This window comes from Desulfoluna sp. HI9BLuna (genome assembly GCF_056829775.1).
Window position 1 is genome coordinate 1,591,540 of the sequence record NZ_CP186555.1, and the last position, 25,615, is coordinate 1,617,154.

The following is a 25,615-nucleotide window of genomic DNA, read 5'->3' on the forward strand; positions in this document are numbered from 1 at the left end:
ACTTTTTGGTTACGCATTGAAGCCCACGGAGAGAGAGGTTTCATGCACAAGGTTCCTTCTTCACAAAACCAGAGTATTGATGCATGCCCAGAAAGGTTATTTCCATTTGCATGGGACCCTATGTTAGACCAATTCTTTTCAGCACAACCGCTTTTCCTTGATTTTCCATGTCGAATCCCATCAAAAACGGTATACATCAATCGGACATTTTGCTAAAACAAGCCCGAATTAAAACTATTTTTTAAGTAATTAAAGCACTCGCCATAGCGGCTATGGCAAAAGTAAAATATACACATTTGCTATGCGTGATTTTTTATCCGGCCCCTCCCCTGACCCGGACCTGCCGCTCTAATGCCTTGAACACGGGTGCACTCGACTCATGAAATATCCGGGCAAAGCCAGAATTGATGACCACCCCTGGTGCTGTTCATAAAAACACATGCAAAGATAAAGGTTCAGATGAGACTTGAAGAATACACACCGGAATATGCCATAAATTATCACCCGGCAGATATTGCCAGCATGCGCCGTGCGTTAAAACGATATACAGAGTTAATCCAAACAGGTGACGCATTTACCGCCTCCTATTGTGTTGCCCATTTTTACCATACCGGTGACAATATTCCGTTTTCCGCCTTTGACGATCATCCGGACCTTCAAAAATACCTCATGGAAGACGCCTACTACTTCCATAAGAATTCCGACATGGATAACCTCCAGGCATCCATGACCGGAGAAGACCTGTTGTTCCTGTGTGCCGTGATCCATCCCGAGTTGGAAGAGGATATAAAAACGACCTGTGAAGCCATGGTTCGGTACGCCCGTGAGTTAAACGATTCGTCCGAAATGTGGATCACCGTGGAAACACCCTTCGGGGTCGAGCCCCTGCACATCGTCGCCACCCGCTACCCAAAATACGGGTACCTGCTGGCCAGCTTTCTGGTGCCGTACTGGGATGACGAGCACATGCACGAACCCCTCTATCGCCTGGCCGCCTGGAAAAACAATCTGGGCATCACCGAAAATACCTTGAAGGCGTTTTGCTATGCCGACAACGCCACGGTTCGGGAAAACATGCTGGGGTATGACTCCTATGACGGGTACGACGACAGCGGGGACCCCATCGAAAGCAATTTCGACCTGATCACCCACTTCCGGGAACACCCGGATGCCTACGACACATTCAAGCAGATGCTGGCGGATCGTTACCGGGAGATGCCGTTTCTCCAGTATTCTAAGGACCTCGACGCCTACAACGAGACCCCACTTCGCACCCTGGTCATGGAGATGCTTTACGTCCAGGGTACCGTGGACTTCTGGGACGATGATTTCGACGCCGATGCCTACCTCTCACAGCCCTTTGTGACCTCCGACGCCAAACAGGAAGCCGAGGAGCTCAAGGCCGATGTGGAACAGCGCCTGGGGCGCCCCATTGTCTTATCCCTTGCCGAAAAAGAACAAGAAAAAAACCGGGAAGGCCGTGCAAAGGAACAGCAGGTAACCCCGGAGGCCGATGCCTGGCAGGAGGTGATCACAAAGGTGCTGACGGATGGAGAGGCCCTATGGCACTACATCGCCACCGGGGAAGCGCCGGAGGTGCTGGACGCCGTCAAAAAAACCGACCTGGCAAAGGGGGCCAAAAAAGCCAAGTGCGCCATGGCTTCCGACCTGGCCTTGCAGGCAAAATATGCTCCCATGGAAAAGTGGATTTTCAGGGAGATGGGCGCCTATGCAAAAGAGTGCCTCACGCAGGATCCCATCCTGGGAAAAGAGCAAATTTTCCGGTTCTACGCCGTGATGCACCGATGCATGGCCTCTCCCCCCATCTATTGCGAGACCCGTCGCGGGCTTGTGGACGAGCTGAACATTGCCACAGACGAGGAGTTGGAAGAGCGTTTCCCCACCACCTTTAAAAAACAATTCGAGGTCCTGCCAACCAACATCAGGGACTGGTACCAGTTCAGCGACCTCCACCGAACACTGCCGAAATTCTTCAGGCTCCTGCAGGAAAACGAAAAACAGGCGGCCCCCTACCTGAGGCAATGGTTTTCCCTGGAAAAGCCAAAAGCAGAGGAAAAAGGGAAAAAAACCTGCCCGGCCTCCCCGTCGGCTGCCGCCGTCATGGCCAGCTATCTCGCCGTTCGGGATAACCGGGACAAAGCGTTTGGTGACCTTACCACGGCAGCCATAGCGTATCTTGAAGATTACGGCCCCCGGTTCATCCTCTCCTGCCTGGGGAGCCAGGGCCAATGGACCCTTTTTGATGAGTACGAAAGCGAAAAAGATGCGGTATACGATACCGAATACCGGCAGAATCACCAAAAAGAGATCCTTAAAAACTACCACCACTGGAAACCGGTGGAACACTATGTCCGCACAGGGGAATTTGAAAAGAAATCGGGCCAGAAGGCTCTGGATGCGTTTGTGGCGTACTTCAACCGGTACGTCGAGATCGACGACGATGAGATTGCAAAACACCAGCCCCGGTATGGATGGATTGATGGGTCACAGGACGAGACAACCCTTGCCATGGTCATGGCCTACTGGGCTGTACAGATCCCCTCGCTCAAAGGGGTGGAGATCTTCCGGAGGTTTTTAAAGATCGCCTTTCAGATGGCTCCGATGAAGGTGATTTCCCAGCTCAGCGGCATGCTGCCGGCACTGGAAAACATAGAAGATATGGACCTTTTTATCGACACGCTCTCGTCTTTAAAGCCCCTGGGCCTGGAAGAGGATGCCTATTGGAGCTATCAGCTCTACAGGATATACGATGATGGGGATGTGTATGACATAGACCCGGAACGACCGGGTGACCTCTCCGCTGCGCAACTGCATTACCTCCAATTGTTGACCCTTTACCTCCAAGGGATCGCACCCGCACAGGCGATGAAAAAGAGCTCGCCTTACCTGGATGCCCCCTTTGATGGGATCCGTTCGGAGCTCCGAATAGGTGTGCACCGCTTGCCGCGGCGACGCCTGATGAAAATCTATCGCCATGCCACCCGCGTCCTGGGCAGCCAGGAGGGGCTCACGTCAGAACTCGATAAGATGGCCTTAGACAAAGTGCGTCGTTCCTTTGAAAAAAACATCTCCCGCCTGCCCCACTATTTCGAAGCACGGTTAAAGCAACATCAGATCCCCTACGACGAAGAATCGGTTTCCGGCGACGAGTTGACGGATTTTCTCGTGCCCGAATACCCTCCCTCAGACGACGCCATCACCGAAGATCGCTACGAGGAGATAAAAGCCGAGATTTTAGAGGACCACCAACACACCCACTACCAATGGTGCGTGATTCAAAAAACCGCCCGGGGCGTAAGGTTTCTCTGCAATGCAAAGATGCTGCGATTCGGCCTGTGGTGCAACGAGCACAAAAAAGACGACCGCATCACCGCCTATCATCTGTTCATCACGGATGATGGTTGCCCGCAGGCACTTATCGAGGACCTGGAAGCGCTCCAGCAGATAGATTACAAGGCAGCCTGGATGGAGCGGTTCGACGCCTACTTACGAGGTGACACGGATTTTGAATCCATCCAAACCCTCATCGAATGCGGTATCTCTGACGACGAATTCCTCGAAGCCCATGGCTTTGACGACATCGACCTGGAAGACATCATCGATAACCTCAGTCCCAACCTGCAAGAGCGCCTGGTAAAAATCGCCGAAGCAAAGGATGTGGACTTGATGTAACGCGCCTGCCCTGAATTGCCTCCGGCTGACCCGCCGGAGGCAATGAAAAAAGATGTATTCCCACCGAAGCAGAACACCCGGCCCTTGGGCGACAACACCGTGAAGATGACCGATTATCGGTGCCTGGCTTGTGCTGATTTTTGCTTACTGCGCTGCAGACCACGAGGATGGTGGATCCATGTGCGATGTTTCCCGCAGTTCATCTGTCAGGTTTTTTCCAACATGGAGCATGATCAGAAGGGACCCAAGAAGAACAAAGGCAACCACCAGTCTCTCTTTTGCGTTACGGAACGTGTGTTTTGGCTGAGCCATAGCTTTTCACCCACTTTCTGAGGAGCCTGATCAACGATTCAATCGGCTTGATCGGGCAAAGATAGCGACACCATGGGCGACGGACAAACAGAGACGCCAGCACCACCAGCCCCAAGAGGAAAAACTGCAGAATGCTTCCCTTCAGGTCAAACAGGGTGCCGAATATTTCATAACTGGATATCCCCGGATTGCGATACACCATGGCAATGAGAATGGCCGCCAGTGCCAGGCCTCGCTGAAGCCACGTAAGCAGACGCTTATACCGTGGAACGGCATGGGATTTGGCCCCGCCGATTGTGCCGAGGCACTCCTGGGCAGCGCCGAAGGGGCAAAACCACTCACAGTAGGGATTTTTACCGGACGATATCAGGCAAAACAGGATTCCGCCGAGCAGCACATACCAATACAGATGGGTATGCCAATCGGGCCAGAACCCTAACAGCATTTTGCTGACAAGGGACAGGGTCAACGGGTTGGTATACATAAATCCCAGGACGATCATGCCGGTGAGCATACTGAGCCAGCGCACCTTTTTTTGGTGACGAAACGATTTGCGACGGCCAAGGAAGCCAAGGGCAAACAGCACAAGCAGCACCGCCTCCGGCGGGCCAAAGACAACATTTACGGGTCTTTTGGCTGAAACCGGAAAACCCAGGTTTTTCTCAGCCACAAACCGGCTGCCCTCAAGGACCGCCTGCGCCGCTGCCCGGGATGTGTACGTCGCTCCACTGACGCCGTCGATATCGTCGCCAAGCCCAAAGGGATCGCTGAATTTTTTCCCGATAAAGCAGGAAAAATAGTCGCTTTCTTCAACGCGTTTAAACCACTCGGGCGTCTCCCTGTGACGAATCACAGCAAGCCCCGTGATCTTGCCGTCAAGATCCGTTGCCACCGCCACGCTCATGGGCCCCCCGTAACCGGTTCCTTCCCCGATGCCTATGTAGCCGATCAGCTGGTCAGCCCCATAGGCTGCATAGCTTCCCTGGGATGTTTTTTCGAGGCGGTCCGCCCCGGGCATGGCCTGATACAGATAAGGCTCGGTATCTGCATGTTCCAACGTAAACCCCACAGCCCAGGCCGCAATGATGAGGAGCATGGCCACAACGGCAAAAACACGCTCCCTTTTTCGGGAGCGGTGATGGCTGCAGGTCGACTTTTTCTTTTCTATCGTGGATTCAGATGACATCTTTTATTACCCTGGGGCCCTTTCTGCCCTCAGCCTGTTGGTCCCGGTGCGCAGACCATCCGTGTTCCATGGACTCGCCCATCGGAACAGAAGCTTGCGATCAGAAGGGCCCGATCTCTTGCCTATACATCCTGCCTGGCACGAACCGACCGCAACGTCACGACAGCCATGATGACGATGGGCAGCCCCATAAAAACAACGCTTAACCAGGCAGCCCGGGGTTCGCCTTCGTTGAAGGAGCCAATGAAGGTCTGCCCCAGAAGCATAAAGGTGATAAACGCCAAAAGGGTCAGGACCCATTCATACCAGACCAGCCTCACGCATTTCTCTTTGAGCAGCGTGAAGAGGTAAACAGCCCCCCCTCCCATGATAAACCCGAGCAGCACATACCAGAACCAGTTCCAGCTAACGATACGCATGACATTCTCCTTTTCCTAAGAGCGTGATTTGTCGAGACCGTACAGGGGAATATCCATGGGATCGACATCCCAGGGAGACTTCTCCAACGGCGGTTCCTGACCATAGCCAAAGACGTCGTCCATCTTCCGGATGGCCGCGTTGAGGGCCGGGGCTTTGGCAATGGACATGCGAACCAGATCATGCATGACGGCTTCATCGAACTTGGTAAAGGGACAGACCGCCTGACAGCGGCTGCAGTCCGGATCGCCGCCGAGCATGTAGGCAAAGCACTTCTTGGCGTCCTGATACCACCCCTTGATGCCTCTGGCCTGCCAGGACTTGTCTCCCCCCCAGAACGGTTCATCGGTTTTCGGAATGGCGCCGGACGGGCACATTTCTGCGCACTTCTTGCAGACCCTGCAGAAGTTCATGATCCCGGCGTCGATGGGCTTGGTTTCTGCCAGGGGAAGGTCTGTTACGGTGAGCATGACCGTACGGAAGTTGGTGCCCCACTGGGGGCTGACAAGGATACCGGCACGACCGTACTCCCCCATGCCGGACATGATGCCGAAGCCCACGCTGCGGCCAATGGCGCCTGTATCTCCGCCGTAGTGCTGGTACCCGAGGCCGCGCAGGAACACATTGATGCGGTTGGAGTAGATATTTGCCCTGGAGTAAGCGGCGGTGTTGGCCGAGGCCCAGCTCATGCGGTCTGTATACTGAGCCATCCACAGAGACTGAGGGATGACCGCACAGATAACCCACAAGTCCTTATCGGGCAGGACGACCGTACCGTTTCCGGCATCGTAGCCCCTGTCAACCTTCTCAAAGCGGATATTCCCATAAAGGAGTTTTTTGGTTTTTTTCGTGAGTTTGACAAAGCCCATGTCGGCAGCACCGAAAATGCGCCCGGCAACGCGCACCATGCGCGAGTTTTCTTCCGGCGTGCCTTCATACCGGGGCACCCCGAACTGATCGGGGGTGTAGAACATGGTCGGATGTTCCCAGCCGTTGAAGGACGCCACCTCAGGCCCGGTCCACGACGGGGCGATGGAGCTCAGTGCTCCCCACCCCCAGCAGTTGGCGTCTCCCAGGGCACGGTCGCGAATGGAATAGCCCGTTACGTTTTTTTTCACCTTTTCGGTTGTGGAGGCTATGTTGCGCGCGTGAATCGCCATGTACTCTTTCTTGTTATCCCACCCATCGGGATTGAACAGGGTTTTATGGACCCCGGGGAAAACCTCCATATGCTCCCAGTCGATCTCCACGGTGGGCTCATCCACCTCCTTGACCCACCAGGGCAAGTTGCGCTCCGCATAAGGCGATGCCATCATCTCATCCAGATCGGCAAAGGCCGGTGCGGCCGTTGAGCCGAGGCCGACGGCCCCGGCTCCCACAGCTCCGGCACCTATCCCGAGCATTTTCATGAAATCGCGACGCCCCACTGTCGAGTGATAGGTTGATTTTCGAGAACCCGACCCACTCATATTTCCACCTCCCAGTCATGAACAAAAATCTGCAGGGGGTTCCCCTGCGTGTGTATGTTGTCTCTGTTCATAGTAAAGGGAGACGGGAGAAAAAAAATCACCCCAGAGGGTGATTTTGCAGATAGCCGGACGTCACACAAAAGGGTGAGAACATCGTGATATATTGAAGCGGTGATCGTGGTGGGGTGGGAGCGCCGTTTTATCCGCGCACCTTACGAAGGTGGAAGCAGCCTGAATTCCTTGGCTTTGTTGATGGCCTGGGTGCGATTGCCCACAGCCAGTTTGCTGTAGATCCCTTTGATGTGTGTTTTCAAGGTATTCACAGAGACAAAGAGCTGTGCAGCCGTTTTTGCGTAATTCGCGCCTTTGGCCAGACAGGCCAGCACCTCTAGCTCACGCGGTGTCAGGTCAAAGGGAGCATGCCGTGATTTAACGGGCCGGGAGAGCTCGGCTGTTTTTTCCATCATGAGCTCGATAAACCCTATTGCATCCTGGTTATCGGGGCCCAGCTGCCTGCCGACCTGCTTCAGCAGCTCGTACACCGGCAGGCCTTCCCGAATGAATATCTGAAAATAGTGTTCAGGCGCAACCAGGAGCACGGCGCGTTCCAGGCTCTCCACCGCCAGGACGTCGTTGCCAAGCCGGCGATGGGCCAGGGCCATCTGGATCAATACGTCCGCCCTGAAAAGCAGACTGGTTTTGTCATCGAATGTTGAGGCAAGCTCATTGAGTATGGGAAGCGACTCATCGGCTCTATGGGTTTCCACAGCTATTTTGGCAGCAAAAAGCTGGATGACATTTGAGTAACATGTCAACGGTTGTTGACCGGTTCGGTAGATGCCCTGAAAGTTCAAGGGAGATAAGTCGGGATATTCCTTACCGGCAAGATCGCGGCCCCCTTGGGGCAAAAACCCGTTTTCCGTCGATACTGGCTCGCCGCTCAGTGTGTGGATCAGGGTTTTGCACGATGCAGCCATGAGGGTGACGGAATCCGGTGGTGCCAAGTTGCCAATGGAAGCTCTCATCTCATCCATGGCCTCGATGCCTTGCTCCGGCTTGCCCTGGTCCAGAAGGCACAGAGCAAGAGCCAGATACCCGTCCACAATGGAAAAGACGTCACCGTCTTTTATGATCTTTTTCAGCCCGCGCCTGAGGTATTTTTCGGATTGGAGAAGTTCGCCTGAGTGGTAGTACACCTGTCCCATGACAACATGGGCAAGGCCTGAAAAAGGGACATCTCCATGGTCGGCCCCCTGATAGCCCACCAGTGGTCGGCAGGTTTCCAGCGCCTGTTGGAGTTGGCCATATTCCATATAGAGCTTTGCCAACGCTATGGAATACATAAAAAAGCAAAAAGAGAGATTCTCATTAAAAGCCATGGAGACAGCTTTTCTGAAAATCTGTATTGCCGTGTCAGGGTCCCCGCTGACCCGCTGGCAGAATCCGTAGCCACCAAGTGCCAGGGTTCGCCAAAAGCGTTTCTCTTCAGGAAGCAGATTCAGGGCGTCATGAAAATGGTCCCTTGCTTCATCCACGGCAAACAAAGAGGCGCTGCGAATACCTTTGATGGCTAAAAAAATACCTCGCTGCTCGGATGTTACCCCCGCCTTGCCCTCACCAAGGGGGCCAAGCTGCGTCCCGATACGCTGGAGGCATTGATCAAAGGCTTCAAATTCCCCCATCTCATAGAAAAAGAACAACTGGTGCAAAGTCAGGGTCAACGGCATGTAGTCTGCAGGCACCTTTTTAAACCACTGCAGGTAGATATTGAAATGCCCACGGGCCAGTATCCGGTCGATGTGCGTTTCCAGGTGCGTGATCACCCGATCGTAGTCCTTTGCCTCCAGCGCATGATCAATGGCCTCTTCCCACATGCTGTGGGCCATGAACCAGCTTGCAGCCTGCCGGTGAAGGCCAGTGACCGCTTCCCTGCCGCACGTGCGAAGGCGATTGCTGAGCATCTGGGCAAACCAGTGATGATACCGGTACCAGCATCGGTTGCTGTCCAGGGGAACAATGAAGAGGTTGCCCCTCTCCAGTTTTTCCAAAATCTGCTGGCTATTGGTAATGCCAAGCAAATCGTCGCAGATATCTGCGTTAAACCGCTTAAGAATGGATGTCTGCATCAGGAACTCTTGTATCTCCCGATCCTGATGAGCAAGAACTTCACTGACGAGGTAGTCCGCAATATGCCGATCTTTTCCCGACATGCTGTCGATGAATCCATTTGCGTCCAGGCGCTCCCTCAAAGACAGGGCCGCGAGCTGCAATCCCGTAATCCACCCTTCGGACTGCTTCTCCAGCTTGGTAATCTGATCCTCTGTCAAACCAAGGGACATGGAGCGATTAAAAAAACAGCGGGCCTCTTCCGTGTTGAAGCGCAGCTCCTCGGTTCCGATCTCATTCAGTTGGTTTTTCGAGCGGAGCCTGGCAATGGGCAACGGGGGCTCTGTGCGACTGATAAGAATAAGGTGCAGGTGCTGCGGCTGGTGATTGATCAAAAAACCGACCGCAGCATGAATCTCCTGATTTTCAATCAGGTGGTAGTCGTCCAGGGCCAGGACAACATGACGGCCTGCCCGCTCCAGGTCATTGATCAATTGCGTCATGGCAGCCATGACGTCAGGCGAGGCAGGGGAGGACAAACGCTCAAGGGATTTATTGGCAACCCCGGGCACACAACGGTTCAGGGCAGTGAGCAGATAGCTGAAGAAACGATGCGCCTCATTATCGTTTTCATCCAGTGAGAGCCAGGCCACCGGCCATGCCTGCCGGCTGAGCCAGGCAATGGCCAGGCTCGTTTTTCCAAATCCCGCAGAGGCACAGATAAGGGATACCCTGGCCGTGGATGACAGCTTGTTGCTCAGGCGTGGCCTTGGGACAGCCTCATCCGGAAGAAGAGGCATATGGAATTTGGTTATCAGCAGTGCATCCATCGTAATATCCTGACCCTTTCCTTTGATCTGCAAAACGGCCAATATATACCATACCCACAGAGTTTTCTCCTATCTCTTTCCCCGGGGCATCACGGCGTGATTTACGGGCCATCCAATGTGGCCCCAACATGGCCCCAGTTTTTTTGGAATCGAGACTATTTGCCCCACCCCTGCCCCACTTTTTTTTGGCTGGAGTGTATTACACAAAGGGTTTCAAACGGAGGGTGGGGTGACCACAGAGAGGTAAAACGAAAGGCGATCCCAAGACAATCCTTGGCATGCAATACCACAGAGATCCCGTGGAATGTGAAGGGCTTGACCAAAACAAAAAAGCCCCTTCCGCAGAAGGGGCTTTGGTCTTCCAAATGGCGCGCCTGGCAGGATTCGAACCTGCGACCTACGGATTCGAAGTCCGGCGCTCTATCCAGCTGAGCTACAGGCGCAAAGTGTATGGGGTGAACGACGGGATTTGAACCCGCGACAACCGGAACCACAATCCGGGGCTCTACCAACTGAGCTACGCTCACCAAAAACAAGAGACTTATACCCGATGAATCTGGGCATGACAAGGGTTTTTCAAGCATGGATGCAAAAAAATTCCCCGCCTTTTCCCGCCCCGTCAACAAGCCCCTGAATTTGTGCGCCGATACGCCTGAGCTCACATTTCAAGCATTGGAAAGAAAATCCGGAGCAGGCCCGAAGAAGGGCGTTTCAGGGCCGCGGGGCACCCCAAAGAGACCGGTGGCTCATCGGCCCGCAGCTTTGGGCCTGCCCTGTTCCGGACATTGCCTATTGACCCCCACCAGCCAACTATAATAGGTATGAAACCGTGCCAAGGGGCAGAGATTTCATGCATGCCCGGCATGCGTTTATCCACCCCGACACATGAAACCCGGACGGCGAATCATCGCCTTGAGGTGCACTTATATGGAACGAGTGACCATTTTTATTATACGTGCGGTTCTCTCCTTTGTTTTCGGGACGCTGCTGATGCGTCTGTTTTACCCGGGCAAGGGGATCGTCTATTCCGCAGCTCTGGGCCTGCTTCTGCTGGGCCTGAGCTATTTGTCCGCATACTGGCGTCACCGGAAAACCAAATAGATGTGCATATAAAGAGGAGCAAAGGGTCGTTGAAACAGATTATACTCGGCACGGCCGGACACATAGACCACGGAAAGACCAGCCTCATCCGCAGCCTCACCGGCATTGAAACGGACCGGCTGAAAGAAGAGAAGACCCGGGGCATCACCATTGAACTGGGGTTTGCCGCCATGGACCTGCCCAACGGCCAGCATGTGGGCATCGTGGATGTCCCCGGCCATGAAAAGTTTGTGAAAAACATGGTGGCAGGCGCCACGGGCATCGACATCGTGGCCATGGTTATCGCCGCAGACGAAGGGGTCATGCCCCAGACCCGCGAGCACATGGAAATCTGCTCACTCCTGGGAATTTCCCACGGCGTGGTGGTCCTCACCAAGACCGACCTCGTGGACGAAGAGTGGCTGGAGCTTGTACAGGAAGACATCGCCGGGTTCCTCGAAGGCACCTTTTTAGAAGGGGCCCCCATGATCCCCGTCTCCTCCGTCACCGGCGAGGGCATGGATGACCTGAAAAAGAGCCTTACCGAGCTGTCCACCGTGGTGCCCCAGCGCCGCACCAGTTCCGTGTTCCGTCTTCCCGTGGACCGCGTCTTCACCATGAAGGGCTTCGGCACCGTCATCACCGGTACGGTGATTTCAGGAAAGATCTCCGTGGGGGATGCCGTGACCATCTACCCCTCCGGCACCGAGTCCAAAGTCCGCGGCATCCAGGTCCACAGCGACAGCGTGGAGTCCGCCTCCTCAGGCATGCGCACTGCCATCAACTTCCAGGGCCTGGAAAAAAGCGCCATCCAACGCGGCGAGGTGGTCTCCACCCCCGGGGACATCAAGCCCAGCTACCTCATGGACGTGGAGTTCCTCTACCTGCCCAGCTCCAAAAAGCCCCTGAAGAACCGCACCCGCATCCGCCTGCACACCGGCACCAGCGAGGTCCTGGGTTACCTGATCCTCCTTGACCGGGAGACCCTGGACCCCGGAGACACCGCAGCGGTCCAGCTGCGCCTGGAAGAGCCCGTGGCCTGCATCAAGGACGACCGCTACGTCATCCGAAGCTACTCCCCGGTGCGCACCATCGGCGGCGGACGCATCCTGAACCCCATCCCCCCGAAGCACAAACGCTTCCGAGAGGATGTCATCACGGGCCTTTCCGGCCTCATGGAAAACGAACTCCCGGAGATCATCTCCTTCCATGTGGTCCAGGCGGGTTACGCGGGCCTGCCCTTTTCCGACCTGAAACTCATGACCAACTGCAGTGAGAAGCAGCTCACCGGGGCCCTGTCCGGACTCCTGTCCAAGCGTGTGGTCATCCAGACGGACAAAGAGACCCGGACGCTGATCCACGGCGAGACCTTCACCCGCCTCACCGACATCGCCCAGGAGTACCTGGCCGAGTACCACAAGGCCAACCCCCTAAAGGAGGGGATGCCTAAAGAGGAGCTCAAGTCCAAGTTCCCCGATGTGCTGGGAAGCCGGGTCTTCACCCTCACCCTCAACCACCTGGTGGGTGAAAACGCCGTGGTCCTCACCGCCGACACCGTCAAGCTCGCTTCCCACACCGTTGAACTCCAGGTGGACCAGGAGCAGTTGAAAAAAGACATTGTCAGCGCCTACACCGAGACCGCCCTGACGCCCCCCTACTTCAAGGCCCTGTGCGAGTCGCTGGGGGTTCCCGTGAACAAGGCCAAAGACGTTCTCCTCCTCCTTATTAAAGAGGGGGTCCTGATGAAGGTCAAAGAGGACCTCTACTTTCACCAGCCGGCCCTTGAAGGACTCAAGTCCCGGGTCCTGACCTTTTTTGAGTCCAACACTGAAATGTCCACCGCGGACTTCAAGGAGATGACCGGCGGGGTCTCCCGCAAGTACCTCATTCCCCTTCTGGAGCACTACGACGGCATGAACCTCACCATCCGGGTGGGAGATGCCAGACAGCTAAGGGGTCGCAGTTAAAAGCCCCAACAACCCTTGCGCCCCGGCCCGGAAGGAACCGGGGCAACGCCTTTTTTTTGCCGCTGCAGCCCGTAAAGCCCATCCCGACAAAACCCCGGTGATCACCGGGGTTTTACTTACTCCGCAGCTCACTTTCACCACGCCTTAGATTTTTGACTTCTACCCCAAAAATGTGCATACTGTTGCCTGTCGCTAACCGAGTCATCAACAAGCAGTCATCGAATGTCCCCGCAGAGAAGGAGAAACCATGAGTGATCCCGGAAAAAACAAGCTAAGCAAAGAGTTCAAGATATACATCCTTTCACGGGTCGGCCTTGCCGTCATAGCAACCCTCGTGGTGCTTTGGGGCGGCGCCAAACTGTTTTACTTCTTCACCGGCAGCGATGAGCACCCGTCCCCCTACCACCAGGTGGTGGACAACAACCCAACCCTGAAATCCGCCGACCACGCCCTTAAAAAAATGCTGGACACGAGCCATCCGGAAGAGGGCGCTGCTGACGAGCAATCCAATGACACGGCGGCGGAACCTGGAGCACACGCCGTCGCCGACACCCACGGCACCCCGGCAGCCGCCCACGACGGCGCTGCGGCCCAGGACCACGAAGCCACCCTTCATGTGGACACCCAGGCCCACGGATCAGCCTCCGAAGACGGCCACAGCTCCCTGGAGCAGGATGTGGCTGACCTCTTCCCCAACGCCGTGCGGGGCACCGCCTTTGTCACAGCCCTCATCGAACCCCTGGACTACGAGCTCACCCAGCGCTCCCTGGGCTGGCGACCCAACGATTTCCTCACCCTCTTCACCGACAATGTGGAGAACTACCAGCTCGGCGTTCTGGAGGTCACCCGGCGTACCACGGAAAAACTCGTGGAACGCATCGCCCGAACCGGCAGCACCATCAAGTTCGATAAAAACCTCAATCTGGCCCGGGCCAAGTTCAACAACGACCCGAAAAAATACTGGCTCCCCGCACCTGAAAAGTCTTACGCCCAGGCCATCGACGAGCTGAAAACTTACAGGGAGCGCCTGAACAGAAACAAGGCCACCTTTCACTCCCGGGCCGACAACCTCATTCCCCTGCTCAGCAGCTTCGAGAACCTTTTGGGTGACTGCGACGACGACCTGGTAAAGACCCATGAAGAGAGCGGCGCCCCGGTAAGCACCTTCAAGGCCGACGACTACTTCTACTATGCCCAGGGCGTCTCCAGGGCCATGGCCACCATCCTGGAAGCCGTCATGGTGGACTTCGCACCGGTCCTGGACTCCCGCGGCGCAGCCAATGACCTGCACCACGCCGTGCTGATGCTCCAGCACGCCACCGAGCTTGACCCCCTTGTGGTTCAGGAGAGCGACTACAGCGGCTTCTTTGCCAACCACAGAGCCAACATGGCCGCCTTCATCAGCCACGCCCGGGCCTACATCCAGTTTGTCATCAAGACCATGAGCACCTAATACAGGTGATAGGTGATAGGTGATAGGTGATAGGTGATAGGTGATAGGTGGCCTGCGCTGACTCGATACTGCTGTCAAACAAAAAGCCCGCTGTCTCATTATTGAGGCAACGGGCTTTTTGATTCCGGGAAACAGTATAGAACGTCTCCTTACAGGGCCTGCAGGAGACGCAGCACAATGCCGTCGGCCACGGCAAAGCCCCTTCGTGTCAGGCGGACCGCCCCTTCGCTGGACACCATGAGCCCCTCGTCCACAAACCCCTTCACCACCGGCGCAAGCACCTGGACCAGATCCTGTGAAAAGCGCCGGGAAAGCGCCCCCAAGTCCACCCCTTCCATGCGCCGCAGCCCCAGATAAAGCGCCTCGGTCATCATGGCCTCCCGATCCAGGGCCTCCTCCCCTTCCACGGGCCGCTCTCCCCTGGCCAGGAGTTCCAACCAGGTACCGAGATCGGCAACGTTCCACCGCCGCACGGGGTGCTCACGGGCGTCCCCCCCGGTATAAAATCCGTGGGCAGATGGCCCCAGCCCAACAGTGGTGGCCATCTCCCAGTACTTGGTGTTGTGCCGGGAGACAAAACCGCCCCCCCTGGCAAAATTGGAGACCTCGTAGTGGAGGTACCCATTTTCCGTCAGGGCATCCGAGACCGCACCAAAAAAAGCCCCCTGCTCAGTGTCCCCGGGCATGGAAAAATCACGGTTGCCGTGGCGCACATAAAGGGGGGTTCCGGATTCCAGGGTCAGCATGTAACAGGAGAGGTGCTCCGGGGCGTAGGAGAGAAGGGCCGCCACATCCGCACGCACCGCAGCCAGATCCTGACCCGGCACCCCGTAAATGAGATCAGCCCCGATATTGGAAAACCCGCATTCACGCGCCGCTTCCAGAGCAGCCGTTGCGTCCCCGGCGCTGTGGAGACGTCCCAAAAACGAGAGCGTGCCGTCATCAAGGGACTGCACCCCGATGTTAAGCCTGTTCACCCCGGCCTCCTTGAAACCGGCCAGTGTTGTCGGGGTAACTGTCCCGGGGTTTACCTCCAGGGTCACCTCCACGTCCTCCCCAAAAGAGAACCGGCTGCGGGCCGCCTCAAGGAGCCGGGCCACCTCAGACGGTTTGAGAAGGGAGGGGGTCCCCCCGCCGAAGTAGACCGTATCGAAGGGAGCCTCCACGCAAAGGTCTTTGGCCACAAGGTCCATCTCACGAACAACCCCTTCAAGGTACGCCTTCTTTTGTGACAGGGAGGACTCGGAATAAAAATCACAATACGGGCATTTGCGAAGGCAAAACGGAACATGGATATAGAGGCCGGGGTTCATGGGGTAAACGTCTCCCTTTGGGGTGATGGGTTCATACGCTTCCTATATCAGCCCATGATTGGGGACCGCCACAGAAAAGTGGCGCAAGGGACCACATTAAACCGTTCAGGAAACTGCCACACATCGCCTAAAAAGCAAAACCCCGTTCGAGAATGCCGAAAAGGCAAAAGTGGTTTCCGGCCCCTTTCCTCGACAGCGACGTGTGATTGAGCACCACCGATTCGCCGCATCGCAAGGAATATCACGCGTCGCCGCGTCCGCCCTTTATTTCTTTCCCAGCCACGGCCACGAGAACCGTTGATTCCTCACGCCACCCGCAAGAGACACCAAAGCAAAAAAATACTCACCCGCCACAAAAAAGCATTGAAAATGTATGGACATTCCCATATCCTTCCGCTAGTACATCCAGACAGCACAACACGCGCGCCATCCCGTGTATTCATCATGCACGTGATCGCGTTTCCCTTTGCTGTTTCAGCGATATAGACACGCGACATGCGTCGTCTGAACGCACCATAGGAAAAGAGTCCGAACAAAAACAAAAAAAGCATATCAAACTAGCATATCCCCCCGGACCCCTTGAGTCGATTTTGCAGGCTTCACCTGCATACGCAATCCATGTATTTTTACTATCAGGCAACGTTAACCCGGGTATTTCATGAGCAAACGACCATATTAAAAATAATAAGCCAGCCATGACGGTTAACAAGGCAACTACATTCAGTAATGTTACAAAGACAAAATACACCACACGGTTCACTGATCGCTTTTCTCATCTTTAGGGAGAGTGTAGTGCATCCACATTCTGCGTTATCCGAATTTTAAAACAAGCAAGAGCATCAGCAAATGAGTGCACTCGACCCGTGCAACATCCGGGCTAAAGCCACACCATGTATCATCACGCGTAGCCCAGACCGCGATGCACAACAGAAAGGAACACCATGCTGTTTTACATCAAACGGATGTTGTATCGAATCAATAGAAACCGCAGGTACCTGAGCCTGGCCATTGCCCTACCCCTCCTCTACCTTGTGGCCATGGCATACAAGCCCCATACCTTTGCCGTCTCCCTTTCGTTTCCATCTCCGGCCGATGCACCGGTCACAGCCCCCGAATCCCCCACGGAGGCCATGACCCTTTCCGAGATCACCGCCTCCCCCGAACAGGCTGCCCGGTTCATCAAAGGAAACTTCTTCCCCCACCTGATCCTCGACTACCCCCTGGGATACAAGGCCATCGTGACCCAGGCCCAACGGACTGCACTCTACACAGAAGCCAGGAATAACCTGACCATAGACCTCAGTAAAGAAGGCCAGGCCACCGTCACCTACATCGGAAAAAACCGTGAAACCGGGGAACGCCTGGTGACCTACTACGGAAACACCCTGTTCCGGCGTATCCAGGAAGGATATAAACGCCTGGGCATTCCCGCGCCTTCCCCCATGGAAAGCGCCCCGGAGATGACCTACACATCTCGAACCATCCGACGTATCTGGGAGCCCTCACGGCTCATTCCGGCCCTCATCTGCTTTGCCGGGGGCCTCCTTGTTTTTACCCTGATCCAGGTAACCATCGAAGCACTGGACCCCTCATACAAATCAGAAAAACAAATCGCCGAGCACTTGGGCGTCCCTGTCCTGGGATCCATGCCCGATGAACTCACCCCAACCAAAACACTCCGACCCGACATGCGAGACCATGATGAACCGACCCGATAGCACCCACCGCCCCCCACGCATCACCCCCCCCTTGTTTATAACCAAAAATCCCCGGGACCATGCTTCGGCATCGCCGCCCTCCTGCCCTCCCCACCCGCTCCGGGTTCACTCCGGGCTATGGGGTGCTTTCGGCGCCCTTTTGCTGTGGTGCATGTTCACTTTCTGCGCCCCAAGGGCAGCCCTTGCAGGGGAAGTCACCGTCCACTGGACCCCATGCGATTCTGCCGGGCACTATCGCCTCTCATGGCGCACGAGCACCGAAGAAGAATATTCCGGCCACGCCATCATTACCCAGCCAGCCGGTTCCCCGCCTGTCATGAGCCATACAGTGGAAGGCCTTGCAGAGGAAACCACCTACTATTTTGCCGTAAGGGCCTACAACGAAGGAAACGTAGCGGCCGCCTACTCCCAGGAGATCTCCGCCACCTTCGGCTCGATAAACACGGTCCCGGATGTCATCATAAGTCCACCCCAAATTGCCGTAGAGGGACAAACCATCACCCTGTCCGGAGAAGGTTCCAGCGATCCGGACGGCAGCATCGTCGCCTGGCACTGGCGCCAGGTATTCGGCTATGAAGACCCGGGGGTCACCCTCCAAGGGGAAGATACAAAGACAGCAACCTTTATCATGCCGGAAAAACCGGTAGAGCCGGAAGACCCTGAAAACCCGGACAAACCGGAAACACCCGTCATCCTCACATTCCAGCTGACGGTCACGGACGATGACGGGGCCACGGATTCAGCCATCGCCGAGGTGCAGTTTGCCCTGGACAACCGCCCCCCCAACGCCCATGCAGGGCCCGACCAGTTTGTCCTGGAAGAGCAAGCGGTCACCCTCACGGCCCAGGCCTCCAGCGACCCGGATGACGGTATTGCCTCTTACCAGTGGACCCAGCTCCAAGGGCCACCGGTGACCTTGTCAGATACGTCAATCATCAAGCCCACCTTTACGGCCCCTGCCCTTGGTGAAAACGACAGCGTCCAGCTGGTCTTCCAGGTCCTGGTCACCGATACGGAAGGCCTCGCAGACAGCGATACCGTTGTGATCACCATCACCAAACCCCTGCATGCCGACGCAGGGGGCGATCAGGTTGTCCGTGAGGGGGAAGAGGTCACTCTGGACGGAAGTGCCTCCCGGTTTCCCGAGGGCTGCCCCCCGAGCTGGCACTGGAGCCAGACCGGAGGCCCCGATGTCACCCTGGACACCCCGGATCAGGTCATGGCACACTTTATCGCCCCCCGGTCCCTGCCACAGGATATCGAGCTGACCTTTACCCTGACCGTTTCGGACACAGACGGAAACACCAGCGTCGCCACTTGCACTGTCCGGGACACCCTCACCCCCATCGAGCCCCAGACCACACCGGCACATGCGTCCGTCGAGATCATTGATTGCGATATGGAGCACCGGATGTGGCTCACCGTGGGTTGGGAGAATTATCGCAAGGCGACCAAAGAAGCCCGCGTGGCGTCAGGAGACCTGGACGGAGACGGCAACACCGAGCTCATCATCGGCCTGGGCCCTGTGGAAGACGACGCAGCCATTCCCGGGGGCTTCTTCCAGGTTGTCTCCCCCACGTACCAGCACCTGGCCTGGGGACGCCTCCCCGAAGGGGAATACACCCTGTACAACGATTTCAACGGGGAGACCTGGCCCGCCTGTGGCGACCTCAACAACGACGGCAGAGATGAGATCGTGGTGGGCCTTGGCAAAGGAGGAGGGGGGCGTATCGCCATCTTCTCCTTTGACGGGGAGCATGTCACCTTTGAAACCACAACGACACTCCCCTGGGAGGAGTACAACCTGGCCGTGGGAGAAACCCGCCCTGCCTGCGGTGACATGGACGGCGACAACTGCATGGAGATCATCGTGGGACTGGGAGGGGACGGGGAAGGCGCCGTCTCGCCCAACGGCCGCTATGCCGTGTTGGACAGACCCTGCAGTGCCGATCTGACAGCCCCCTTTGACACCATCACCTGGGGCCAAATCGACTGGGAGGAGTACAACGCGCAAAACGGTGAGACGTGGCCCACATGCGGTGAGATAGAGGAAGAAGAGGTAGGTGAGACCGAAAAAGACGAAATCATTATCGGACTCGGAAAAGGAGGCGATGGGAACATGGCGGTTGTCCAATGGGAAGACGACACCCTCACCCAGCTCAAATGGCTGAAGGTTGACTGGGAAGGATACAACACCATAACGGGTGAAACCCGCCCCACATGCCTGGACATGAACAATGACGGCACCCATGAACTGATTGTCGGCCTGGGGCCCGTGGAAGGTGACGCCACCCTTCCGGCGGGACGGCTCCCGGCGCTAAGGGCAGACGGTGAGCTCCTTCAATGGGGAAAGATGGATTCCGAGCCCTACAACAAGGCCAACGGCGAAAGCCGACCTGCTGCCTTTGCCTCCGAAGGAGAACCCCTCATCGCCGTGGGCATGGGCAACTACACCGCCGATTTCGAGGAGCCCGGAGAAGACGATGATGACCCTGTAGCAGCCGGGTCATCCGGAGGGGGATGCTTTGTGAAAAGCTGCAAGTAAAGCCCCCCCCATAACCAGCGGTTCCATTTATGCCTCCGGCGCACTGCCGGGGGCGAACCTTTTGCCCGATTATGTGCGTTGGGTTTGACAAACAGGTCTTAAGTGAGTCTTTCCAGGGGCCGCCGAAATCATTTCGACATGATCTGCATTGTTTTTTTTGCGGCTTGTCGCGTCGTAGCCCCTGGCGAAGGCGGTAGCTTTTTCCAAAAAACGATCCGCCGGAGGCACTCTTTTGCCGGTCACGTTATAACCATGGAAGGCAAGCTGGATAATGGCGGCTATTTTGTTTTTTGGGTAACCTGATGACCTTGGTGCGAGTCACCTCACGCCGATTTCATCCCGGAACTGATGCGGTGCAGGTAGCCGAGCTCCGTTGCCTGGGTGTTCTTGGTCCCGATGGCCACCACCTCCGCCTTTCCCCCGGGAAGACGCATGAAGTAGAGCCTGCCTTTGTACGCAAACTCCGCCTCCAGAAAGGTATCCAGCCCTTTGCCTCCGAAGACTTTGCGCTTCACCGGCACCCCGGCGGGGTCTTCGTTGAGCTGGTGAATCAACTCTTCACACTTCAGGCGCATGGACTCATCCAGGGCCAGAAACCCCTGAATCGCCCGATCATGAACACTAAGGTGCTTATATAGCGTTGAAAGGCGCCTTGCGATGCGCTCCTTCTCCCGGTGGGCCCGTTTTCCGTTTTTTTTCTCTTTTACGGGCTGTTTTTGCTCGGCCATGTGTCTTGTCAACCGATCGATTTCACCCTTTTGTGCAATGAGTTGTGCCTCATTCTCCTCAATGAGGGATTCAAGAACCTCTATCTCTTCCTCCATGCCCGTCTGGCTCTCGGCAGACTCCACCAGAGCCGTCCGCGCCTGCTCCAGGGCTCCCTGAAGAGACTCCTGGCGAGCACTCAACGTGTCGAGTTCCTCCTGGGCCGCCCTCTGCCCATCCTCCAAAGAGGCTATGGCCTGCTCCCGATCAATCCGCTCCAAGAAGCTGTAACGAACCTGCTTGCGATACACCCGGTACAGTGCCAAAAGTGCCAGGATGCTAAACAGCGCAAGGGCCATGACAGACAGCGGGGCATCCGGCCCTGTAAACAGGGTTATCTCCAGTTTCAATCCCCTTTCAAGAAGGCGGTAGTTCTCAGCGGCAACAACCTGCCGATCATCCAGGGGTGAGGATTGAATCTCAGACACGGGAAAAACCAGCTCACCACCGCCGGTCCTCACCGTAATGGTGCGGCTTGAAAAAAGCGCCAGGGACAGATGCGTCTCCACATACCGCCCGAGGTTGTCCCGAACCACCTCCTTGACCCCAACCTCCCCTTCCAGAAGCGACCGGTCGCTGTGAAGGAGCACCTCCGTCATGCGTGGCCGATGATACGCTGTAACGCCTTTCTCACACAGGGGAACAAACCACACATACATCAGGGCGGGCAACATCAGTGAAAACACAATTTGCTTAAACGGAAGGTATTTCATGGGTTCACTCAGCTCAAGGCCACGTCAGGCCACGTCAGGCCACGGGGAAGAGTTAACGAGTCCACGCTAAACCGACAAACGATTCGGCCAGCAGGCCTTTAAAAAAAATGGTCCCCGCCACAGGCGGGGACCACGACTCGACCACACGGATTATCAATCCATGGCCAAAATCTCCCGGGCCTTATCCGCCCCCTTGAAGTCGGCGTTAAGAGCCAGGGCCCGCTCAAGGGAGACCCGTGCCTTCTCTGTTCTTCCGCTGGCATGAAGGGCCAGCCCGAGGTGATAGGCCACCAGGGCATTTTCAGGTAATTTGGAAAGGCTGTCCCTAAACTCGGAAATCGCGCTGTCGTAAAGCCCCTTGCGGTAGTAGACCAGCCCCAGGGTATCCATGACGCTGGGGTCGTCGGTGGCTTTGCTCCTGGCTGTCCTGGCAAGCTCCAGGGCCTCATCGATCTCTTCACCGGCGTCGGCAAGAATGTAAGCCAGGTTGTTTGTCGCCACCACAATATCATCGCGCAGGGACAGAGCCTTACGGTAGCTCGCCTTGGCGGTCTCCACATCCCCTACGCCCTCGCTGACAATGCCCATGAGCACATGGGGCATGGGATCCTTCGGCTTTTTATCGCTCAGCCCCTTGAGCTGCGCCATCACCTTGGTGGTATCCCCCTGCCTGTGGTAGACCGCTGCCAGCCCGTAATAGGGGCGGATAATCTTTGAACTGGCACCGACGGCGGCCAGGTAGGCCTCCTCGGCCCCAGCCAGGTCCCCTTTCTCGGCGTAGATATCACCCATCATGCAATGCACCATGCCCGTGGCAGCCGGGGTCCCTTCCACAACCGTCAATTGCTCGCGGCACAGGGCAAGGGCCTCTGCCTCCTGGTCCATGGCCATCATGCAGCGCACCATGGATCCGAACACATCCATGAGGGCCGGATTCACGGCACGGGCCATTGCCAGATCCTCCAGGGCTCGATCCATCTCGCCCTGGGCCATGAAAAGCATCCCGGAGCGGTAAAACAATGCGGGATTGTCCGGCGCCTCCTCCTTGAGACGGGCGTACACCTGCTGCGCCTTGTCATGCTCGCCCATGGAGGCCAGGACCTGTCCCATGAGAAAATGTGCCTTGAACAGGCCCGGGGCCCTGGCAAGGGCCTTTTCCAGGCTCTCCTTTGCAAGCTTGAACTCACGCCCTTTAAAATAGAGTTCGCCCAAAGCCACCTGGGCCCTGAGGTGGTTCGGGTTCAGCTCCAGGGCCTTGAGCACATCTGTTCTGGCCAGGTCGTCTTTTCCCAGCCCCATGCCGGCCACCCCACGCAGATAGTAAGGCTCGGCGTTGGTCGCGTCCTCTTTAATGACAGCCGAAAAGGCCTCCAGGGCATCCTGAAAGCGCCTGCCGCGTAACGCAAGCTCCCCCTTCAGGCTCAAGGCGGGGACAAACCCCGGCGAGGCTTCCAGAACCTTTGCAGCCATATCCCCTGCCTTAACCAAGTCCCCGCGACTTGCGTAAAACCTGGCCACCGTCACCTTGACCCCGGCATCCTGGGGCTTGAGTTCAAGGGCCTTGAGATACATAGCCTCGGCTTTCTCCGCATCGTCCCTCACCTGATAGTACCTGGCCAGTTTCATCACCGGTCGAAAGGCTTTGGGATCCCTGGCAACGGCATCCCGGTAGGCAAGCTCCGCTTCCGGATATTTTTCCCGTGCCACGTAAAAATCACCCAGGGCAATCAGCAGCTCTGGATCGTCGCTGTGATCAGACACAATGGCCTCCATCTCGACTTCAGCCTTGTCGTACTGCTCGCTGCGTGTCAGAAGGCTGACCAGATCAAGACGCGGGCGAATGGCCTCCGGCTCTGTGGCCATGGCCTGCCGAAGGAATGCTTCAGCAGCGGAGAAATCCCCGGCCCCGGCCTTCAAACGCGCCATGCCCAGAAGGGGGCGGGGATCCTTTTTGTTCAGCGTCAGGACCTGCTCATACAATTCCAAGGCCTCATCAACGAGGCCATCCACCGAAAAAATCGCGGCGGAAACCATGAGGTACTCGATATGCTGCGGTTCTGCGGCAAGGGCTCGGTCAATATGCCTGCGAGCCTCCTCCGTCTTTCGTGCCAGCAGGTAGAGCTTGGACAGGTTAAAATGTGCACCGGCGTGACCCGGCTCTTTCTCCACCACCTTCAGGTAGGCCCGAAACGCCCTTTTCGGGTCCCCCTGCTCAATGGCGATGGTCGCGATTTCGTACCATCCCTTGGAATAGCCAGGATCGATTTTGACACAGTTCTTAAAGGCCAGAAGAGCCTCCTTCGTTTTTCCTTCTTCAACGTAGGAAAGCCCCTTTTCATAATACGCATCCCGCTTTTCGCTGTCGGAGGCACAGGCGGTCGCGAACAGGCCGACCACACACAACATCATCACAACACGCTTAAATACCATCATTCTTCCCCCGTAAGTAAGTATGAAAAATGCTTAATCAGCATCGGTTGATTATGTCGTTGATAATCATTCGGCAGAGGTTCTATCCGCTGGCTGGAAATTCCTTTGGTAAAAATCGCCGGCAAAAACAGCTCACCGGTAATGAAGGCCGCCTGCCCTCACGCATATCGGCTCTTCACTTTATGGCTTCAGATTTACTCATAGTTCCGGCCTCATACAGATACCGAACCACGTAATATGTCAGTAGTTGTTCACTGTTTTGACGAGTAATATCAAACCAAATTGATATGATCTCAGTGCCCTTTGTGTCAATCTTTTTATTAAAAAAGTAAAATATGAAAGCCATTACATAACTACACAGAAATCTATGTGGCCCATTTCACAAGAAGACAAAAAAAGGCATCTTTATGACTCATGCAACTTCCGTCAAAAAAACCTGTTTTTGCCGACCGTTGAAGACAATTCCGAGGATCATGCAGCATACTGGCACCAATAGTGCTTATCTATTCGGCGAAAAGATCGCCGTATTTCGCGAACGATCAACGCTCATCCAAATTTTATGACAGCCATGTTCACCTCGATAATGATGGCGCTAGTGCCCTGCGCCCTTACCGAATGACCTGATGGACGACCCTGAGCCTTAGAATTTGGATAACGCAACGCACAGTGGACGACTTACCGTCAACACATGACAACAGAAAAGGAGATGCATCATGAAAAACCAACTCAAAACCTGGGTATACACCTTCCTGGCCACGTTTTTAGTGGCCGGGAGCGTTTACGCCGTCCCCATGGAAAACACGCCTGGTTACTCTTGGACCGACGCACCTTACTGGTCCTTGACCGATTACACCACAGGCCAAGACGGTGAGAGCACCTTTATCATGACGGTCAAGAACTCAGGCTACCACGCCGACTTCGGGCTCTTTGCCGTGGACAGTATCTCAGCCGACACACCGACCATCACGGAAAAATTCCAGCTCTTCAGCAAATCCGACGCCGTGGGATCCGAAGCCCAGGCCTTCTTCAAAAAAGTGGGCATGGACTGGTACATCAACACGGAAAACGATTTTGATGCCCTCGGAGAGCCGGGCGGTGCCGTCAAGTTCGATCAAACCTTCGGGTTCTATTTCAGCGTTTATACCGATGACGCCAACCCCGTGGCGGACTACGATTTTTACACCAAGTCGGAACTCAACTCCCCCGACAGTGAAAAAGGCGTAGATCACATCGCCATTGAGTTCAAAGATCCCAACATGGCCCGCATCTACCTCGACGACCAGATCGGGGAAGGTGCCGACGGAGACTGGGACGATATGGCTATCTTGGCCATCGACATCCATCCCGTGCCCGAACCTACCTCCCTGGCCCTCCTCGGCCTGGGCCTCATTGGCCTTGCCGGGCTTGGACGACGCAAGTACACAAAAAAATAGCCTATCTGTAGTGGCTTAAGAGTACACAAGGAGGAGAATGGGAACCCCATTCTCCTCTCCTCTTTTCTGGTTCTTCGCCATACAGCCATGGTAGGTTGATTCGCATCTTGATTTATCGACAACATTCAGCCCTCAAGAGGGCTCACCTTGACACCGGAGGCATTATTCTTGGAGATATGTTTTAT

14 protein-coding genes and 2 tRNA genes are annotated in these 25,615 nt (G+C 55.9%); 7 read left to right on the plus strand and 9 right to left on the minus strand.

All coding sequences use genetic code 11. The annotated features are described in order from the left end of the window. Nucleotides 1–459 precede the first annotated feature (459 nt). Nucleotides 460–3,693 (plus strand): hypothetical protein, encoded by a 3,234-nt coding sequence (locus ACOYW0_RS06275; protein WP_482417697.1) that lies wholly within the window; start codon nucleotides 460–462, stop codon nucleotides 3,691–3,693. 283 nt (nucleotides 3,694–3,976) lie between these two features. Here the strand turns inward: ACOYW0_RS06275 and ACOYW0_RS06280 are convergent, their stop codons facing one another. The 6 genes from ACOYW0_RS06280 to ACOYW0_RS06305 all read right to left on the minus strand — a co-directional run bounded on the left by ACOYW0_RS06280 (nucleotide 3,977) and on the right by ACOYW0_RS06305 (nucleotide 10,540). After that, nucleotides 3,977–5,101, minus strand: coding sequence for an FMN-binding protein (locus tag ACOYW0_RS06280; RefSeq protein ID WP_482417698.1), 1,125 nt, complete (start codon nucleotides 5,099–5,101; stop codon nucleotides 3,977–3,979). Nucleotides 5,102–5,313: 212 nt separating this feature from the next. Beyond that, nucleotides 5,314–5,610, minus strand: a complete 297-nt coding sequence (locus ACOYW0_RS06285) for a hypothetical protein (RefSeq protein ID WP_482417699.1) — start codon at nucleotides 5,608–5,610, stop codon at nucleotides 5,314–5,316. A 15-nt stretch (nucleotides 5,611–5,625) separates the two neighbouring features. Further along, entirely contained in the window at nucleotides 5,626–7,077 is a 1,452-nt protein-coding gene (locus tag ACOYW0_RS06290; RefSeq protein WP_482417700.1) for a reductive dehalogenase, read from the minus strand. Nucleotides 7,078–7,289: 212 nt separating this feature from the next. Beyond that, complete coding sequence (locus tag ACOYW0_RS06295; RefSeq protein ID WP_482417701.1) at nucleotides 7,290–10,013, minus strand: winged helix-turn-helix domain-containing protein; 2,724 nt, start codon at nucleotides 10,011–10,013, stop codon at nucleotides 7,290–7,292. A 366-nt stretch (nucleotides 10,014–10,379) separates the two neighbouring features. After that, nucleotides 10,380–10,456: transfer RNA gene (locus ACOYW0_RS06300), tRNA-Arg, on the minus strand. 8 nt (nucleotides 10,457–10,464) lie between these two features. Continuing rightward, a tRNA-His gene (locus ACOYW0_RS06305) sits at nucleotides 10,465–10,540 on the minus strand. 400 nt (nucleotides 10,541–10,940) lie between these two features. Between ACOYW0_RS06305 and ACOYW0_RS06310 the strand changes: the two genes are divergently transcribed. From ACOYW0_RS06310 to ACOYW0_RS06320, 3 genes are all read left to right on the plus strand, one after another. Next, nucleotides 10,941–11,114, plus strand: coding sequence for a hypothetical protein (locus tag ACOYW0_RS06310; RefSeq protein WP_180139707.1), 174 nt, complete (start codon nucleotides 10,941–10,943; stop codon nucleotides 11,112–11,114). A 29-nt stretch (nucleotides 11,115–11,143) separates the two neighbouring features. Next, nucleotides 11,144–13,060 carry a selenocysteine-specific translation elongation factor gene (gene selB / locus ACOYW0_RS06315; RefSeq protein ID WP_482417702.1) on the plus strand — a complete coding sequence of 639 codons (1,917 nt, stop codon included), beginning with the start codon at nucleotides 11,144–11,146 and terminating at the stop codon, nucleotides 13,058–13,060. A gap of 247 nt (nucleotides 13,061–13,307) precedes the next feature. After that, nucleotides 13,308–14,513: a DUF2333 family protein gene (locus ACOYW0_RS06320; RefSeq protein WP_482417703.1), complete on the plus strand. Its 1,206-nt coding sequence runs from the start codon at nucleotides 13,308–13,310 to the stop codon at nucleotides 14,511–14,513. 149 nt (nucleotides 14,514–14,662) lie between these two features. On the opposite strand, the gene hemW is transcribed toward ACOYW0_RS06320, so the two are convergent. After that, on the minus strand, nucleotides 14,663–15,826 hold the full coding sequence (hemW, locus tag ACOYW0_RS06325; protein ID WP_482417704.1) for a radical SAM family heme chaperone HemW: 1,164 nt from the start codon (nucleotides 15,824–15,826) through the stop codon (nucleotides 14,663–14,665). Between the two features lie 941 nt (nucleotides 15,827–16,767). Between hemW and ACOYW0_RS06330 the strand changes: the two genes are divergently transcribed. Then, nucleotides 16,768–17,544 (plus strand): hypothetical protein, encoded by a 777-nt coding sequence (locus ACOYW0_RS06330; protein ID WP_482417705.1) that lies wholly within the window; start codon nucleotides 16,768–16,770, stop codon nucleotides 17,542–17,544. A gap of 151 nt (nucleotides 17,545–17,695) precedes the next feature. Then, complete coding sequence (locus ACOYW0_RS06335) at nucleotides 17,696–20,089, plus strand: PKD domain-containing protein (RefSeq protein ID WP_482417706.1); 2,394 nt, start codon at nucleotides 17,696–17,698, stop codon at nucleotides 20,087–20,089. 323 nt (nucleotides 20,090–20,412) lie between these two features. Here ACOYW0_RS06335 and ACOYW0_RS06340 read toward each other — a convergent pair whose 3' ends face one another. Together ACOYW0_RS06340 and ACOYW0_RS06345 are read right to left on the minus strand one after the other, a co-directional pair. Continuing rightward, complete coding sequence (locus tag ACOYW0_RS06340; protein ID WP_482417707.1) at nucleotides 20,413–21,453, minus strand: hypothetical protein; 1,041 nt, start codon at nucleotides 21,451–21,453, stop codon at nucleotides 20,413–20,415. A 267-nt stretch (nucleotides 21,454–21,720) separates the two neighbouring features. Further along, complete coding sequence (locus ACOYW0_RS06345) at nucleotides 21,721–24,000, minus strand: tetratricopeptide repeat protein (protein WP_482417708.1); 2,280 nt, start codon at nucleotides 23,998–24,000, stop codon at nucleotides 21,721–21,723. 710 nt (nucleotides 24,001–24,710) lie between these two features. On the opposite strand from ACOYW0_RS06345, the gene ACOYW0_RS06350 reads away from it, so the two are divergent. After that, nucleotides 24,711–25,430 carry a PEP-CTERM sorting domain-containing protein gene (locus tag ACOYW0_RS06350; protein WP_482417709.1) on the plus strand — a complete coding sequence of 240 codons (720 nt, stop codon included), beginning with the start codon at nucleotides 24,711–24,713 and terminating at the stop codon, nucleotides 25,428–25,430. The last annotated feature ends 185 nt before the right edge of the window (nucleotides 25,431–25,615 follow it).